Raw genomic sequence first — 16,617 nt, forward strand, 5'->3', positions numbered from 1 at the left:
GGTATCATCTTGAGGCTCTTTTCAATCCAGTGTATTCGCCTCACTTGCGACTCTTATGCTACCCCCCTTGAGCGCTTCGAACTCAGGCATTTGCGAAGGCAAATGCTGACCTGATGGTGTATCGCAGTGGGGGGGGTTGCAAAAGTTTTGAAAAATCGCAGGCAACAAAAAAGGGCCCACCTTTCGGTGAGCCCTTCTAGACCGCCCAGCAGAGCGGATTTTGTTTGGTAGGCGCGATTGGACTCGAACCAACGACCCCCACCATGTCAAGGTGGTGCTCTAACCAACTGAGCTACGTGCCTGCTGTGAGGCGGCATTCTACGGAATTCCGGAGGGGTGTCAACACCTTTTTTTCACCTAACCCTATGAATATGCAAAATATTTAATTTTGGTCCGGCAAAGAAGATTTTCGGGGTAGCTGGCAGTCGATTTTCAACTCAGGTAGGATCGGCGCACTCGTAAAATATATTAAACAGAGGCTACAGGATGGCGAACATCCCTTATCCCGAATCCTATTACGCCGCGTCGGCCAACGCTGCCCCGTCGCGCCCATTGCTGCAGGATGACGTAGAGACCGATGTCTGCATCATCGGTGCGGGCTATACCGGCCTGTCCAGCGCACTGTTTCTGCTGGAGAGCGGGTTTCGAGTAACCGTCCTGGAGGCAGCCAAAGTCGGTTTCGGCGCCTCGGGTCGCAACGGTGGCCAGATCGTTAACAGCTACAGCCGCGATATCGATGTGATCGAACGCAGCGTCGGCCCCAAGCAAGCGCAAATGCTCGGGCAGATGGCGTTCGAAGGCGGCAAGATCATTCGCGACCGCGTGGCCAGATACCAGATCCAGTGCGACCTGAAAGACGGCGGCGTGTTTGCAGCTATCACCAGCAAGCAAATGGGTCATCTGGAATCGCAGAAGCGCCTGTGGGAGCGCTACGGCCACACTCAGCTGGAACTCCTGGACAAGCGCCGCATTCGCGAGGTCGTCGCCTGCGACCAATACGTGGGCGGCATGCTCGACATGAGTGGTGGCCACATCCACCCGCTCAACCTGGCCCTGGGTGAAGCCGCGGCCGTCGAGTCGCTGGGTGGGACCATTTACGAGCAGTCACCAGCCGTACGCATCGAGCGTGGCGCCAATCCGGTGGTGCATACACCTCAAGGCAAGGTCAGGGCCAAATTCATCATCGTCGCCGGCAACGCCTACCTGGGCAATCTGGTTCCAGAGCTGGCTGCCAAATCAATGCCGTGCGGCACCCAGGTGATCACCACCGAACCCTTGGGCGATGAGTTGGCGAAGAACCTGTTGCCACAGGACTACTGCGTCGAGGACTGCAACTACTTGCTTGACTACTATCGCCTTTCTGGCGACAAGCGCCTGATCTTCGGTGGCGGCGTGGTGTACGGCGCCCGGGATCCGGCGAACATCGAAGCGATCATTCGACCGAAGATGCTCAAGGCCTTCCCGCAACTCAAGGATGTGAAGATCGATTACGCCTGGACTGGCAATTTCCTGCTGACCTTGTCGCGCTTGCCGCAGGTCGGACGCCTGGGCGACAACATCTATTACTCCCAGGGCTGTAGCGGCCATGGCGTGACTTACACGCACCTGGCAGGCAAAGTCCTGGCCGAAGCCTTGCGTGGCCAAGCGGAGCGTTTTGACGCCTTTGCCGACCTGCCACACTACCCTTTCCCGGGCGGCCAGTTGTTGCGTACACCGTTTGCGGCACTGGGCGCCTGGTATTACGGCCTGCGAGACAAGTTCGATTTCTGATTTATAGCGCTCACAAAAAAACCGCCAATTGGCGGTTTTTTTTGAAATGAACTCAAGCGTCACCCTGAAATAGCGAAAGCCAAATCCCGGAAACAAAAAACCCCGGTCTTTCGACCAGGGTCTTTGCTATCGATTCGAAGTAGCCAGTGACTCTCTTCGTGCTTCAAGGCGTTCAGTGGGCCTTGAGGCAGATATGGCGCAGCGGACGGGACTCGAACCCGCGACCCCCGGCGTGACAGGCCGGTATTCTAACCGACTGAACTACCGCTGCGTATCGCTCAGACTTGCGTCTGTGTGAACCTTTGTCGGACTGAAGAGCTTGCAAGCTTTTCAATCTCAAACCGGGAAAACCCGATCTGGAAAATATGGCGCAGCGGACGGGACTCGAACCCGCGACCCCCGGCGTGACAGGCCGGTATTCTAACCGACTGAACTACCGCTGCGCGTCGGTGGAGGCTTTTTACAGCTTCCTTCCTGCTTTCGCAAGACTCAAGAAGTGGTGGGTGATGACGGGATCGAACCGCCGACATTCTGCTTGTAAGGCAGACGCTCTCCCAGCTGAGCTAATCACCCTTTGCTTCTCTGAGGCCGCGAAATTTACGCAGATACCGAAGCTAAGTCAATAGCCTGCTTGAAGTTTTTCTGAAAAAGACAAAATCATGTCATCTTCCCGGGCGCCAATCAGCGACACCCTCAACCTCAAGCCCCATCCACCGCAGCCCCGGCACCTCGGTTAATCGCTATAAATCATTTTCTTGGTCATGCCACCGTCGACCACAAACTCCTGGCCCGTGACAAACCCGGCATTCTTCGACAGCAGCCAGGCCACCATCGCCGCCACATCCTCGACGGTCCCTACCCTGCCCGCCGGATGCTGAGCATGATCTGCATCACTCAGCGGTTCGGCACGTCGCGTCGCTGGATCACGCGTATCGATCCAGCCAGGGCTGACCGCATTGACCCGAATCTCTGGCCCCAGGCTGATGGCCAAGGCGTGAGTCAATGCCAGCAAACCGCCCTTGCTCGCCGCGTAAGCCTCGGTATCCGGCTCCGACTGCGCCGCCCGGGTCGAGGCCAGATTGACGATGGCGCCGCTGTGAGCACGCAAGTAAGGCGCACAGTGCTTGGCCAGCAGCATCGGCCCACTGAGATTCACTGCCAACACCCGATTCCAGTACGCCAGATCGAGGCTTTCCAGCGTGATGTTGTGCGGATCGGCGACGGCCGCATTACACACCAGTGCGTCGATGCGACCGAATTGCCCAAGCACCTCGGCGACGCCATGAGCCACCTGCTGTTCATCGGCCACGTCCATGCCGATGAAGCAGGCGTTGTCACCCAGCACCTTGGCAACTTTCGAGCCGCGCGCACGGTCCAGATCGGTCAGCACTACCTGCCAGCCTTCGCTGACCAGCCAGGCTGCAATCCCCAGACCTATGCCACGCGCAGCACCGGTGACCAGTGCAACCCGCCCATTAGCGCCACTTGCAGGCGTGGACAACTCGATCACAAGGCAGCCAGCCCGCGCGCCAGATCCGCTTGCAGGTCAGCCACGTCTTCGAGGCCGACCRCAATGCGGATCAAGCTGTCGCGAATCCCCGCCGCTTCACGCTCTTGCGGCGCCAGGCGACCGTGAGAGGTGGTGCTCGGATGAGTAATGGTGGTCTTGCTGTCACCGAGGTTGGCGGTGATCGAAATCAAACGCGTGGCATCGATAAAGCGCCAGGCGCCGTCTTTGCCACCCTTGACTTCAAAACTCACCACGGCGCCAAAACCCTTCTGCTGACGCAGGGCCAACTCATGCTGCGGATGGCTCTTGAGGCCGGCGTAGTGGACTTTCTCGATGCCGTCCTGCTGCTCCAGCCACTCGGCCAGTTGCTGGGCATTGGCGCAGTGCGCCTTCATGCGCAGGCTCAACGTTTCCAGCCCCTTGAGGAAGATCCAGGCGTTGAACGGGCTCAAGGTCGGCCCGGCGGTACGCAGGAAGCCGACGATCTCTTTCATCTGTTCACTGCGACCAGCCACTACGCCGCCCATGCAACGGCCCTGGCCGTCGATGAACTTGGTAGCCGAATGCACGACCACGTCTGCACCGAGCTTCAGCGGCTGCTGCAAGGCTGGCGTGCAGAAGCAGTTGTCGACCACCAGCATCGCGCCCTTGGCGTGAGCGATTTTCGACAACGCAGCAATGTCCACCAGCTCGGCCAGCGGATTGGACGGCGATTCGACGAACAGCAACTTGGTGTTGGCCTTGATCGCCGCATCCCAGCCGGAAAGCTCAGCCAGGGGCACGTAATCGACTTCGATGCCAAAACGCTTGAAGTACTTTTCGAACAGGCTGATGGTCGAGCCGAACACGCTGCGCGAGACCAGCACATGATCGCCAGCACTGCACAGGCTCATCACCACCGCCAGGATCGCCGCCATGCCGGTAGCCGTTGCCACGGCCTGCTCGGCACCCTCAAGAGCGGCAATCCGCTCTTCGAACGAGCGAACGGTCGGGTTGGTGTAGCGCGAGTAAACGTTGCCCGGCACTTCGCCAGCGAAGCGTGCCGCCGCATCGGCAGCGGTACGGAACACGTAGCTTGAAGTGAAGAACATCGGATCACCGTGTTCGCCTTCCGGCGTACGGTGCTGACCGGCGCGTACGGCCAGGGTATCGAACGCTACGCCATCGAGGTCGCTGTCCAGCCGACCGGCATCCCACTCCTGACTCATGCTGTCACTCCTTGCCTTGTTCTTTATGGGTAGATACAAAACCGGCCCCTCAGGGCCGGTAGAAACTCAGTTGTTGTACAGATCGATGATCGCACTGACTGCCTGTGTCTTGACCTTGGAGGCATCGTTACGTGCCTGCTCGATCTTGTTCAGGTAAGCCTCGTCGACGTCGCCGGTGACGTACTTGCCGTCGAACACCGCGCAATCGAAGTTCTCGATCTTGATCTTGCCGCCGCCGACCGCTTCGATCAAGTCAGGCAGGTCCTGATAGATGAGCCAGTCAGCGCCGATCAGATCAGCCACGTCCTGAGTCGTACGATTGTGGGCGATCAGCTCGTGGGCACTCGGCATATCGATGCCGTACACGTTCGGGTAACGCACAGCCGGCGCTGCCGAGCAGAAGTAGACGTTTTTGGCGCCAGCTTCGCGCGCCATCTGGATGATCTGCTTGCAGGTGGTACCGCGAACGATCGAGTCGTCCACCAGCATCACGTTCTTGCCGCGGAATTCCAGTTCGATGGCGTTGAGCTTCTGGCGTACGGATTTTTTCCGTGCAGCCTGGCCCGGCATGATGAAGGTCCGACCGATGTAGCGGTTCTTCACGAAGCCTTCGCGGAACTTCACGCCCAGGTGGTTCGCCAGCTCCAGCGCTGCAGTGCGGCTGGTATCCGGAATCGGAATGACCACGTCGATGTCGTGCTCTGGACGCTCGCGCAGAATCTTCTCGGCGAGTTTCTCACCCATGCGCAGGCGAGCCTTGTAAACCGAAACGCCGTCGATGATCGAATCCGGACGCGCCAGGTAGACGTGCTCGAAGATGCATGGAGTCAGCGATGGATTGGTCGCGCACTGACGGGTGTGCAGCTTGCCGTCTTCAGTGATGTAGACCGCTTCGCCCGGCGCGAGGTCGCGAATCAGGGTGAAACCGAGCACGTCCAGGGAAACGCTTTCGGAGGCGATCATGTATTCGACGCCTTCGTCGGTATGACGCTGGCCGAAGACGATCGGGCGGATACCGTGCGGGTCACGGAAACCGACGATGCCGTAACCGGTCACCATCGCCACGACCGCGTAACCACCCACGCAACGGTTGTGCACGTCGGTGACGGCCGCAAACACGTCTTCTTCGGTTGGCTGCAACTTGCCGCGCTGGGCCAGTTCGTGAGCGAACACGTTAAGCAGCACTTCCGAATCGGAGTTGGTGTTGACGTGGCGCAGGTCAGATTCGTAAATCTCCTTGGCCAGCTGTTCAACGTTGGTCAGGTTACCGTTGTGCGCCAGGGTGATGCCATACGGCGAGTTGACGTAAAACGGTTGAGCTTCGGCCGAAGTCGAGCTGCCTGCAGTCGGATAACGCACATGGCCAATGCCCATGTGACCGACCAGGCGCTGCATGTGACGCTGATGAAAAACGTCACGAACCAGACCGTTGTCCTTGCGCAGGAATAACCGGCCATCATGGCTGGTCACGATACCGGCAGCGTCCTGGCCGCGGTGCTGGAGGACGGTTAGCGCGTCATACAGCGCCTGATTGACGTTCGACTTACCGACGATACCGACGATGCCACACATGCGACGCAACCCCTACTTAATGAAACTGAACTGAACACATCTCACTGCGGCGTTTTGGCCGTCGGCAAGAGGTGCTCCTTGAACGGTATGTCAGCGGGTACGCTGATACCGCTGGCCAGCCACTGACTGCTCCACCCTAATATGAGGTTTTTGGACCAGTCTGCAACCAATAGAAATTGTGGCACGAGCCTTGACTCCTGCCACCACTTATCCTGCTGTACCGGGCCCAGACTCAAGAGCCCGACGGCGGTGACCACCAGCAGCGCGCCACGCGCCGCGCCGAAGGCCATGCCAAGAAAACGATCGGTCCCGGACAGGCCGGTGACACGAACCAGTTCGCTGATAAGGTAATTGATCATTGCGCCCACAATTAAGGTAGCGACAAAGATGATGGCACAGCCCGCGATCACGCGAGCCGACGGTGTTTCGATGTATCCGGTGAGGTACTCGGACAGTGAGCCACCAAACATCCAGGCAACGGCTCCTGCGATGATCCAGGTCAGCAGCGATAAGGCTTCCTTGACGAAGCCGCGGCTCAGACTGATCAAAGCGGAGATGGCGACGATCGCGACGATCGCCCAGTCAACCCAGGTAAATGGCACAGTGCAGCCTACAGACGGATAAGGCGGCGCATTTTAGCAGAGCCTATGGCTGTCGGTAAGCTGCGATTGCAAGTGCATTTGAAATCAGTCAGTTAGCGTTAGCCGCGTTCAGGCTGAAAGCGAACGACAAAGCCCTTGAGGTTCTGCTGCCGACCCAGCAGGTCACGCAGGCGATCAGCCTCTGCACGCTCGATCAACGGCCCGACAAACACCCGGTTCTTGCCATCGGCGGTACGGATGTAGGCGTTGTAACCCTGGCTACGCAGGGTTTTCTGCAAGCTTTCGGCACTTTCACGGCTCGACAGGCTGGCCAACTGCACCGACCAACTGACCGACAGGCCATTGGCGTCGACGCGACTCTGACTGGTGTCAGGCTTGCTCGGCGCCGCAGCGATCGGTTGCGCCGGTGCTGCTGCCGGTTTGGGTGCAGGCGGTGGCGTTACCGGCTTGGCGACAACTGGAGCTGGTGCGATGGGAGCGCTGGGGGCAACCGGCTTGGACGGTGCTTGCTCGGCAGTAATCTCTTCATCGCTTGGAACCGGCTCCTGCGGCAACGCTTGCGGCTCCGGCACCACCACGGGTTCGACCTGTACCTGCGGCATTGCCGGGGCTTGAGGTGCAGCCGGGGCATGAACCACCACCTGGCGCTGCTCGTCTTCCCGGGAAAACAGCATTGGCAAGAAAATTACCGCCAATGCCACCAGAACCAGAGCCCCAACCATCCGCTGCTTGTACGCGTTATCCAGCAAAGCCATGTGCAGCTTCCTCCGTGGAGCGCCGAGCCAACCATTCGAGGGCCTCGGCAACACAATAAAATGATCCGAACAGCAGAATTTCATCTTCCGCCGTTGCCAGCGCGCACTGCCCTTCCAGGGCATCGGCGACACTTGCATAGGATGTTACTGACGCCCCGAGGTTCTGCAACGCAGACTGCAAATCCGCAACCGGACGTGCGCGCGCAGAATCGAGCGGGGCGACAGCCCAATGCTGGACACTACCACTCAATTCGCTGACAACTCCATCGAGATCCTTGTCAGCCAACAAACCAAATACCGCCAACCGTCGACCTGCTATTGGCCGGCGAGCCAAACGCTGGGCCAGATACTCGGCCGCATGCGGGTTATGCCCCACATCCAGCATCAGGTTCAGGCGCTTGCCGTGCCAATTGAACTGGCGGCGATCCAGACGCCCGACCACTTTCGTCGCCTTCAATGCAGCGACAATTTGCTCGGCCTGCCATGGCAAACCCAGCAGCGCATAAGCCTGCAACGCCAGCGCGGCGTTTTCCATCGGCAGATCAAGCAACGGCAAGTCGTGCAGCTCTATTGCACGCCCTTGCAGATCGACACCCCGCCACTGCCAGTTCTGCTCGGTAATGCCCAAATCAAAATCACGACCCCGCAGGAAGAACGGGCAATCGAGCTCGCGCACTTTATCCAGCAGGGGTTGAGGCGGATTGAGGTCACCACAGAGCGCAGGCGCGCCCTGACGGAAAATGCCAGCCTTTTCGAAGGCAACGGATTCGCGGGTATTGCCAAGATAATCGGCGTGGTCAACACCAATGCTGGTGACCAGCGCGACATCGGCATCCACCAGATTGACGGTATCCAGGCGTCCGCCGAGGCCGACTTCCAGCACCACCGCATCCAGACCTGCACGCTGAAACAGCCAGAACGCCGCCAGAGTGCCCACTTCGAAGTACGTCAGGGAAATTTCACCGCGCCCTGCGTCGATTGCCGCAAAGGCTTCGCACAACTGCGCATCAGTGGCTTCGACGCCATTGATCTGCACCCGCTCGTTGTAACGCAGCAGGTGTGGAGAATTGTAGACACCGACCTTGAGCCCTTGCGCCCGCAGCAATGACGCCACGAACGCACAGGTAGATCCTTTGCCGTTGGTGCCGGTGACCGTGATCACCCGAGGCGCCGGCTTGCCCAATCCCATCCGGGACGCTACCTCTTGCGAGCGCGCAAGCCCCATGTCGATGGCTGACGGATGCAGCTGCTCAAGGTAGGCGAGCCAGTCGCCAAGGGTACGTTCGGTCATAGGTTTGCAGGCACCGGCGGAACCACGACGGCCTCGACTGGCGCAGCCACGAACTCAGGCGTCGGCAGGCCCATCAGTTGTGCCAGCAGGTTACCCAGACGCGGGCGCAGTTCCTGACGCGCAATGATCATGTCGATTGCACCGTGTTCCAGCAGGAATTCGCTGCGCTGGAAGCCTTCCGGCAGTTTTTCACGCACGGTCTGCTCGATAACGCGCGGACCGGCGAAGCCGATCAGGGCTTTCGGCTCGCCGACGATCACGTCGCCGAGCATCGCCAGACTGGCGGAAACACCGCCGTAGACCGGGTCGGTCAGCACGGAGATGAACGGAATGCCTTCTTCGCGCAGACGCGCCAGTACCGCGGAGGTCTTGGCCATTTGCATCAGCGAGATCAGCGCTTCCTGCATCCGCGCACCGCCGGAAGCGGCGAAGCAGATCATCGGGCAACGGTTTTCCAGCGCGTAGTTGGCCGCACGCACGAAGCGCTCGCCGACGATCGCACCCATCGAACCGCCCATGAAGGAGAACTCGAACGCCGATACCACCACCGGCATGCCCAGCAGGGTACCGCTCATGGAGATCAGTGCGTCTTTTTCACCGGTCTGCTTCTGCGCAGCGGTCAGGCGATCCTTGTACTTCTTGCCGTCGCGGAATTTCAGACGGTCAACCGGCTCCAGGTCAGCGCCCAGTTCGGCACGGCCTTCGGCATCCAGGAAAATGTCGATCCGTGCACGTGCGCCGATGCGCATGTGGTGGTTGCACTTGGGGCAAACATCCAGGGTCTTTTCCAGCTCTGGACGATACAACACCGCCTCGCAGGACGGGCACTTGTGCCACAGGCCTTCAGGCACCGAGCTTTTCTTCACCTCGGAACGCATGATCGAAGGGATCAGTTTGTCTACTAACCAGTTGCTCATGCTTTCTTTCTCCAGTACCGGCGGCTCGAACGCTCTGGTTCGCAGCCCCGCGTATGCCCTTGAGCTAAATTCATGTGTGCGGCGATGATCGGTGGATAGCCGGGCCAGCAAGACTGACCTTCGTACAACCCAACAACCCTCAGCCATGCCTGCCTTATGCAGTACACCTGTTTCGTAACAGTGCAATGGACGGCGGCAGACTGCCAGCCGTCACATCGACTACACGCTAGTGCGCACTGCCTGTATAAACGCGCGAATCTTCGCGTGATCCTTGATGCCCTTGCTCTGCTCTACCCCACCGCTGACATCCACCGCGTACGGGTGAACCCGGGCAATGGCCTCGGCGACATTGGCCGCCGACAGCCCGCCTGCCAGGATGATCGGCTTGCTCAAACCTTGCGGTATCAGTGACCAGTCAAAGGCCTCGCCAGTTCCACCGGGAACACCTTCGACATAGGTATCGAGCAAAATGCCGCTGGCTTTAGCGTAAAGATTGCAACTGGCAGCGATGTCGTCGCCCGCCTTGACCCGCAATGCCTTGATGTACGGCCGATGGTAACCCTCGCAATCGGCCGGGGTTTCGTCGCCGTGGAACTGCAACAGGTCCAGCGGCACCGCGTCGAGAATCTCACCGAGTTCGCAGCGGCTGGCGTTGACGAACAAGCCCACCGTGGTCACGAATGGCGGCAACGCGGCGATGATCGCGCGGGCCTGCTGCACCGTTACCGCCCGCGGGCTTTTGGCATAAAACACCAGACCGATTGCGTCCGCCCCGGCATCAACCGCCGCCAACGCATCTTCAATGCGGGTAATCCCACAAATTTTGCTGCGAACGGCTGACATGTCGTTTGAACCTCAGGGCAAATCCGGGAAAGTCCCGGATGGTAGCAAATGCATTCGAGGGCGTCAGCCGYCAAGTTCCGAGAAGCCGGTCAGGAAGTGCGGGCCAATGTAGCGCTCGGGCAATTCGAACTCGTCGCGGTACTCGACCTGCACCAGATACAGCCCGAATGGATGGGCCGTGACACCACCGGTACGGCGAACCCGGCTTTCCAGCACTTCCTTGGCCCACTCCACGGGACGCTCACCGGCACCGATGGTCATCAGCACGCCGGCGATATTGCGCACCATGTGATGCAGGAACGCACTGGCGCGGATATCCAGCACGATCATCTTGCCGTGCCGGGTGACGCGCAGGTGATGGATTTCCTTGATCGGCGACTTGGCCTGACACTGTCCGGCGCGAAAAGCGCTGAAGTCGTGGGTACCGATCAGATGCTGCGCCGCGTCGGCCATGCGCTGGACATCCAGCGGCCGGTGATTCCAGGTGACCTCTTCGTTGAGGTGCGCCGGGCGGATCTGATCGTTGTAGATCACATACCGATAACGCCGGGCAATCGCCTTGAAACGCGCATGAAAGTGCGCCGGCATGACCTTGGCCCAACTGACACTGATGTCGTGGGGCAAGTTGATGTTGGCGCCCATGACCCAGGCCTTCAACGAGCGGTCGACTTGCGTATCGAAATGCACCACTTGGCCACAGGCATGCACGCCGGCGTCGGTGCGACCTGCGCAGTGCAAGGACACCGGCGAGTCCGCGACCTTCGACAGCGCCGTTTCGAGGATTTCCTGCACGGTGGCCACACCGGACGCCTGACGCTGCCAGCCACGATAGCGCGAGCCTTTGTATTCAACGCCCAACGCGATCCGGAAAAAGCCGTCGGCCGCCATTTCGGCGGCCGGGTTATCTATATTTGCCAAGGAATGACAGCCTGCTGATCTACGCAAAGGCGTGCATTATAAGGCCGCAGGGCCGGGACGCCATGTTCATGGTGTTTTTTGTTCGCGCCCCGATAAGCGATTTGACATTTGCATGCGCCGTCGCAGTTTCGCTATATAGATAAATACATAATGAAAACCAAAAGCCTGACGAGAGCTGACACATGAGCGCCATACAAAAGGAAGCCGTTGGATTGGCCTACAGCCTGGAGGGAATGCTCCACGCCAAACGCAAGACCTGGGAGGCCATCGAAGAAATGGCTCGCCGGACAAAGCCCGGCATGCTGGAGTCCGAAGCCCTGCAGATGGGGCTTGAAGTACTGACCGAGCTGGGTATGGACCGCATCTGGCATCCGACCAAGATCCGCTTCGGCGAGAACACCCTGAAAACCTTCAAGCAGCCTTCGAGCGGCGATCCGGTGCTGGGTGAAAACGATATTTTCTTCATTGACCTGGGTGTTGTATGGGATCGCCACGAAGGTGATTGTGGCGCCACGTTCACCACCGGCAACGACGCTGAAATGCAGGCCTGTGCAGCGGCCGCGAAAACTCTGTTCGATCAGGTCCACGACTACTGGCGAACCCACCAGGTCGCCGGCCCCGAACTGTATCGCTACGCAGAAGAACAAGCATCCGCGATGGGCTGGGTATTGAACCTGGACATCAAGGGCCACAGGGTCAGCGACTTCCCCCACGCGATCTATCGCGCAGGGGATCTGGGCAATTTCGACGCCTGCCCGAATGTGGGACTGTGGATCCTCGAAATCCAGCTGGCCCACCCTACCCGACCGTTCGGTGCGTTTTACGAGGATTTGCTGGCTTAAGGTGGTGCACTTGTGGCGAGGGAGCTTGCTCCCGCTGGGTTGCGAAGCGACCCCAAAATCTGCAATCGCGTTCTTTCAGGTACTCCTCGCCAGAAGGCTTTACGACTGCTTCGCAATCGAGCGGGAGCAAGCTCCCTCGCCACGGGTTATGTGACCAATCCCTGAACCCCCGAAACAAAAACGGCAGCCTTGATGGGCTGCCGTTTTTGTTATGCGCTACCGGTCAATCAGGCTATACGCGCCAACATGTCCTTGGCTTCGCTCTTCTGACCGTCATTACCCTCACTGAGCACTTCACCGAGGATGTCCCGCGCGCCGTCGTTGTCACCCATGTCGATGTAAGCCTGCGCCAGGTCCAGCTTGGTCGCGACTTCGTCAGTGCCCGAGAGGAAATCGAAATCGGGCTCACCCATTTCCATCTCCATCCCCGCCGCCGCATCTTCAGCGGTGAAGCTTGGCTCGGCGATAGGCGGATGCTCCAGGCTACCGGACAAACGCTCCAGCTCGGCATTGACGTCGTCCAGCTCGGACATGAAATCGTCCGGCTCAGGCTTGGCGTGAGCGTCGGCCTCATCCGCCAGCGACAGATCGAAATCGGCCGGCAACTCCAGATCATCAAGCGCCGCTTCAGTGACTGCAGGCGACTCTACCGCTGGCAGGTCTTTCAGATCGTCGTCGAGATTGAGCAGGAACTCGTCGTCGGCCAGGGTCGAATCCGCTACGTCGCCGCCCAGATCAAGGTCGAAATCCGACAGATCATCCAGGCTGTCCTTGGCTTCGGTCTGCTGTTGCAGAACAGATTCGAAGCTCAGTTCGTCATCGAGCGGAAAAGCGTCCAGATCCAGCGCCGGCTCTGGCGTAACGACCGCTGGCGATGCTGCTTCCAGATCATCCAGACTCAGGTCGAAAGCACTATCGAAGTCATCATCGGCCGGTGCAGCTTCAGGTTCCGGCGCCTTGGGCTCCTCGTGCAGCAGGTCCTTGACGTACTGCGCATCCAGCTCGGCGGCAACCGCTGCGGCGGCGATGCCGCCAACAGCTGCCACGGCAACCATCGCCGGAAAGCGGCTTTTCAGCTGTTCAACGTCAGCATGATTTTTGCCATTGGCAACCAGCTGACGCTCTTGCGCCACGAACGCACTGCGATCGCCTTGCTGGCCGTAGACTTCCATCAGCTTCAAGCGAAGGTCGCTGCGTTGCGGCTCTTGCTTGATACCGTCTTCAAGCAGGCTGGCTGCCTGATTCAAACGCCCGGCATTGATGTGCGACTGGGCTTGCGCCAGAACATCGTCCGAGCGTTCGGCGGCCGGCGCGACCAATGGCGCAGCAATCGGCGGTGTCACGACCACCGGCGCCACAACTGGAGCAGGAGCAGGAGCTGGAGGCGTTGCAAGCTTGACGACTGGCGCCGGCACTTCGAGGCCTTCGAAGCTGCTTTCCGGCAGATCGAGGTCTTGCGTCAAGTCCGACTCTTCAGCCAGCGCCTTCGCCATGCGCTTGTGCTTCTCGGCTTCCTGTTGAGCCTTGCGCCGACGCGCCAGCAACAACAGCAGCAACAGCACCACCACCGCACCGCCACCCACCAGCCCCAGGAGTATCGGATTGGTCAGCAGTTCGTTGTACTTTTGCTCGTCACTCACTGCCGGGGCCGCCTGAACCGGCGCCTCGGCAGGCACTGCGGCCGGCGTTACATCCGGGGCTACCGCGGCTGCAGGCACCGTCGCTGGCTGGGCAACCAGATCAGCCGAGATCGGCGCCGAAGGTTGAGCAGCAGAATTTTCCCCTGCGCCTTCTGCTTGCATCTTGGCCAGTTGATTATTTTTCAGCTCGATCAAGCGCTGGAGCTTGTCCATCTGACTCTGCAAGTCAGTTATGCGGCTTTTCAGCTCGGCATTGTCACGACGAGTCGTATCGAGGCCTTCCTGGGCTACTGCCAGCTTGTTGCCGATGGCCTTGCTATCGCCCGCTGCACCTTTGCCGCCTTTCTTGCCGGATTCGGCCGAGACCAGACTCAAGCGGTCCTTGGCAGTCCCCTGCGGCGCGACCACATCATGCCCGCGCTTGGTGGCATCAAGCTGTTGCGCCTGCACCCGGTGAACCGAGCGACGCCCCTGACGCCAGGCCGTGTTCTGCGCGGCGACTTCGGCAATGGCTTTAGGCTGCGGCAAGCTGGTGCTTTGCGTGGCGTCCGGCAGGCGCAAGACCTGACCGGTTTTCAATCGGTTGATGTTGCCATCGATAAAGGCGTCCGGATTCAGCGCCTGAATCGCCAGCATGGTTTGCTGGATCGAGCCGCCATTACGCGCTTTCGCGGCGATTTCCCACAAGGTGTCGCGCGGTGTCGTGACGTGCTGCGCAGGCCTGCTCGCGCCAGTCACGGGTGCGTTGACTGCTGGCGCTTGAGCCGGCGCGGGTTGCGCGGCAGCGTCAGCCGTCTGCGGCGAGAATTTGGACGGATCGAGCAGCACGCTGTAGTCGCGCAGCAGTCGGCCGCTTGGCCACATCACCTGAACCAGGAATTTCACCATCGGCTCGGAGAGTGGCTTGCTTGAAGTCACCCGCAGGATGCTTTTACCGCTGGCATTGAGCACTGGCGTGAACGTCAGGTCATTGAGGAACGCCTGACGATCAACCCCGGCCTTGGCGAAATCGTCGGCCGACGCCAGGCTCGGCACCACTTCGGCAGCGGTGAGGTCCTTGACGTCGAGCAACTCGATTTCTGCTACCAGGGGCTGGTTCAGGGTCGACTTCAGGGTCAATTCCCCAAGCCCGAGGGCATGCGCCATACCGGAGGACAGCGCCGAGGCGGCCGCTATTGCTAACACCAGTTTGCGAACTTGAACCATAGCCTCATCCTTTGTTGAACTTTCCTCGGCAAGCGAGAAGGTGTTGATACCGCTGCCGTAAGGCATTGCGCGCAGCCTCGAAGAGTCTCTGCGCGCGCTTATTTCACTGATGCCCTTGGAAGCCCCTGATGGCGGCTCGCCTCCAGCATTCAGGCCTTGCGGCCTGTACGACTAGAATCTATTTGCAAATTGTTGCCAAGTATCTTTTACACAAGGTCTTTTATCAACAACTCAGCCACCTGCACCGCGTTGAGTGCAGCGCCTTTGCGTACGTTATCTGACGTCAGCCACACGTTAAGTTCCGCCGGATCGTCGATACCACTGCGAACCCGACCAACGTAGACCACATCCTGCCCTACCGCATCACCTACCGGCGTCGGGTAATCGCCCGCCTCGACCAGCTCGACACCCGGCGCCGCCTCAAGCGCAGCATTCACCGCCGCCAGGTCGACAGCCTTGGCTGACTGCAAGGTCACGCTAAAGCTATCGCCGAAAAACACCGGGGCTTGAATGCAAGTGACAGAAATCTTTAATAAAGGCTGTGCCATGACCTCGCGCAGCTCTCGAACCAGGCGTTTTTCCAGCAGCGTATGGCCCTGGGCATCCGGCGTGCCGACTTGTGCCAGCAGGTTGAAGGCCATTTGCCGATCAAAGAAACGCGGCTCCAGCGGACGAACATTCAGCAGTTCTGCCGTCTGCCGGGCCAGCTCGCTGACTGCTTCGCGGCCTTGGGCGGAAACGGCCAGGCTGGCAGTGACGGTCACTCGCTGCAGGTCGAGCAATTCGCGCAATGGTGCCAACACCACGGCCAGGGTGGTGGCCGATGCACTTGGGCTGCTCACCTGAAACGGCTTTTTCAAACCGGCTAGCACTTGGCTATTAGCTTCCGGCACCACCTGCGGTGCTTGCTCGGCTGGCAAGGCGCCGGACAAATCGATCAGCGCGCAACCGGCGGCCGTGGCACGCGGCGCAAAGCTCAGGGTGACTGCTGGGCCGGCGGCGAAGAACACCAGCTGGACCTTGCTGAAATCAAATTCGTCGACTTCCCGCACCCGTACGTTCTTGCCGCGAAACGGCACCGAATGCCCTGCCGATTCACTGCTGGCCAGCAGGTGCAGGTTAGCCACCGGGAAGTCGCGCTCTTCAAGAATCTGGACGAGTGTTTCGCCGACAGTACCGGTGGCGCCGACGACGGCGATATCAAAGGACTGGCTCATGGATCTACCTCAGGCGAAACGGGGGGAGCGGCACTTTACCGGGTGACTGGCATGCAGGCAATTCTGCAGAGGATTTGCGGTGTCAGCGCCGACGCCATCGCGAGCAGGCTCGCTCCCACATTGACCGCGCGCACAATGTGGGAGCGAGCCTGCTCGCGATAGCGGCCTGTCAGGCACCCGATTAACCTCAGACCATCCAATCGAGTAGGAGGCGGCTTCACAACCGCCGTCCTCTCACACCACCGTACGTACGGTTCCGTATACGGCGGTTCAGGTTATGCGATTAAGCCGGTTTATCGTATCCAGTATTGAGACCAGCCCGAGTC

At 59.7% G+C, this 16,617-nt stretch carries 13 protein-coding genes and 4 tRNA genes; 2 read left to right on the forward strand and 15 right to left on the reverse strand.

What is annotated here, in order from left to right; all coding sequences use genetic code 11:
* Positions 1 to 225: 225 nt before the first annotated feature.
* Positions 226 to 302 (reverse strand) — tRNA-Val (locus AC1DHT_RS13235).
* 184 nt (positions 303 to 486) lie between these two features.
* Here AC1DHT_RS13235 and AC1DHT_RS13240 point away from each other — a divergent pair.
* Positions 487 to 1,770, forward strand: coding sequence for an NAD(P)/FAD-dependent oxidoreductase (locus tag AC1DHT_RS13240; RefSeq protein ID WP_427546064.1), 1,284 nt, complete (start codon positions 487 to 489; stop codon positions 1,768 to 1,770).
* Between the two features lie 194 nt (positions 1,771 to 1,964).
* Here the strand turns inward: AC1DHT_RS13240 and AC1DHT_RS13245 are convergent.
* The 12 genes from AC1DHT_RS13245 to truA form a co-directional block, all read right to left on the reverse strand.
* Positions 1,965 to 2,041: transfer RNA gene (locus AC1DHT_RS13245), tRNA-Asp, on the reverse strand.
* Between the two features lie 95 nt (positions 2,042 to 2,136).
* A tRNA-Asp gene (locus AC1DHT_RS13250) sits at positions 2,137 to 2,213 on the reverse strand.
* 54 nt (positions 2,214 to 2,267) lie between these two features.
* Positions 2,268 to 2,343, reverse strand: a tRNA-Val gene (locus AC1DHT_RS13255).
* A 160-nt stretch (positions 2,344 to 2,503) separates the two neighbouring features.
* A complete protein-coding gene (locus tag AC1DHT_RS13260; RefSeq protein WP_427546066.1) occupies positions 2,504 to 3,280 on the reverse strand; it encodes an SDR family oxidoreductase in 777 nt (258 codons plus the stop codon).
* On the reverse strand, positions 3,277 to 4,488 hold the full coding sequence (locus tag AC1DHT_RS13265; protein WP_477761371.1) for an O-succinylhomoserine sulfhydrylase: 1,212 nt from the start codon (positions 4,486 to 4,488) through the stop codon (positions 3,277 to 3,279). The genes AC1DHT_RS13260 and AC1DHT_RS13265 overlap by 4 nt, the downstream gene beginning before the upstream one ends.
* Before the next feature lie 66 nt (positions 4,489 to 4,554).
* Positions 4,555 to 6,060: an amidophosphoribosyltransferase gene (purF, locus tag AC1DHT_RS13270; protein WP_054596632.1), complete on the reverse strand. Its 1,506-nt coding sequence runs from the start codon at positions 6,058 to 6,060 to the stop codon at positions 4,555 to 4,557.
* A gap of 41 nt (positions 6,061 to 6,101) precedes the next feature.
* Positions 6,102 to 6,662 carry a CvpA family protein gene (locus AC1DHT_RS13275; RefSeq protein ID WP_054596631.1) on the reverse strand — a complete coding sequence of 187 codons (561 nt, stop codon included), beginning with the start codon at positions 6,660 to 6,662 and terminating at the stop codon, positions 6,102 to 6,104.
* A 98-nt stretch (positions 6,663 to 6,760) separates the two neighbouring features.
* The gene (locus AC1DHT_RS13280; RefSeq protein ID WP_427531009.1) at positions 6,761 to 7,417 is read right to left on the reverse strand and encodes an SPOR domain-containing protein; all 657 of its coding nucleotides are present in this window, start codon (positions 7,415 to 7,417) and stop codon (positions 6,761 to 6,763) included.
* The gene (gene folC / locus AC1DHT_RS13285; RefSeq protein WP_427546070.1) at positions 7,401 to 8,708 is read right to left on the reverse strand and encodes a bifunctional tetrahydrofolate synthase/dihydrofolate synthase; all 1,308 of its coding nucleotides are present in this window, start codon (positions 8,706 to 8,708) and stop codon (positions 7,401 to 7,403) included. Before folC ends, AC1DHT_RS13280 begins: the two co-directional genes overlap by 17 nt.
* Complete coding sequence (gene accD, locus AC1DHT_RS13290; protein WP_123425734.1) at positions 8,705 to 9,625, reverse strand: acetyl-CoA carboxylase, carboxyltransferase subunit beta; 921 nt, start codon at positions 9,623 to 9,625, stop codon at positions 8,705 to 8,707. Before accD ends, folC begins: the two co-directional genes overlap by 4 nt.
* A 219-nt stretch (positions 9,626 to 9,844) precedes the next feature.
* Positions 9,845 to 10,468: a phosphoribosylanthranilate isomerase gene (locus AC1DHT_RS13295; protein ID WP_427546072.1), complete on the reverse strand. Its 624-nt coding sequence runs from the start codon at positions 10,466 to 10,468 to the stop codon at positions 9,845 to 9,847.
* Between the two features lie 63 nt (positions 10,469 to 10,531).
* Positions 10,532 to 11,356, reverse strand: coding sequence for a tRNA pseudouridine(38-40) synthase TruA (gene truA, locus AC1DHT_RS13300; protein ID WP_477761373.1), 825 nt, complete (start codon positions 11,354 to 11,356; stop codon positions 10,532 to 10,534).
* A 212-nt stretch (positions 11,357 to 11,568) separates the two neighbouring features.
* On the opposite strand from truA, the gene AC1DHT_RS13305 reads away from it, so the two are divergent.
* Positions 11,569 to 12,228 (forward strand): M24 family metallopeptidase, encoded by a 660-nt coding sequence (locus AC1DHT_RS13305; RefSeq protein ID WP_427546074.1) that lies wholly within the window; start codon positions 11,569 to 11,571, stop codon positions 12,226 to 12,228.
* A gap of 227 nt (positions 12,229 to 12,455) precedes the next feature.
* Here the strand turns inward: AC1DHT_RS13305 and AC1DHT_RS13310 are convergent, their stop codons facing one another.
* Positions 12,456 to 15,074 carry a motility hub landmark protein FimV gene (locus AC1DHT_RS13310; RefSeq protein WP_427546076.1) on the reverse strand — a complete coding sequence of 873 codons (2,619 nt, stop codon included), beginning with the start codon at positions 15,072 to 15,074 and terminating at the stop codon, positions 12,456 to 12,458.
* Positions 15,075 to 15,280: 206 nt separating this feature from the next.
* A complete protein-coding gene (locus tag AC1DHT_RS13315) occupies positions 15,281 to 16,291 on the reverse strand; it encodes an aspartate-semialdehyde dehydrogenase (RefSeq protein WP_054596623.1) in 1,011 nt (336 codons plus the stop codon).
* Positions 16,292 to 16,617: the final 326 nt, after the last annotated feature.

Source organism: Pseudomonas sp. 05N432 (assembly GCF_056396945.1).

Coding starts and splice junctions, on each gene's coding strand:
- AC1DHT_RS13240 (WP_427546064.1), top strand. CDS start 487: ATGGCGAACATCCCTTATCCCGAATCCTATTACGCCGCGTCGGCCAAC.
- purF (WP_054596632.1), bottom strand. CDS start 6,060: ATGTGTGGCATCGTCGGTATCGTCGGTAAGTCGAACGTCAATCAGGCG.
- AC1DHT_RS13280 (WP_427531009.1), bottom strand. CDS start 7,417: ATGGCTTTGCTGGATAACGCGTACAAGCAGCGGATGGTTGGGGCTCTG.
- folC (WP_427546070.1), bottom strand. CDS start 8,708: ATGACCGAACGTACCCTTGGCGACTGGCTCGCCTACCTTGAGCAGCTG.
- accD (WP_123425734.1), bottom strand. CDS start 9,625: ATGAGCAACTGGTTAGTAGACAAACTGATCCCTTCGATCATGCGTTCC.
- AC1DHT_RS13295 (WP_427546072.1), bottom strand. CDS start 10,468: ATGTCAGCCGTTCGCAGCAAAATTTGTGGGATTACCCGCATTGAAGAT.
- AC1DHT_RS13305 (WP_427546074.1), top strand. CDS start 11,569: ATGAGCGCCATACAAAAGGAAGCCGTTGGATTGGCCTACAGCCTGGAG.
- AC1DHT_RS13310 (WP_427546076.1), bottom strand. CDS start 15,074: ATGGTTCAAGTTCGCAAACTGGTGTTAGCAATAGCGGCCGCCTCGGCG.
- AC1DHT_RS13315 (WP_054596623.1), bottom strand. CDS start 16,291: ATGAGCCAGTCCTTTGATATCGCCGTCGTCGGCGCCACCGGTACTGTC.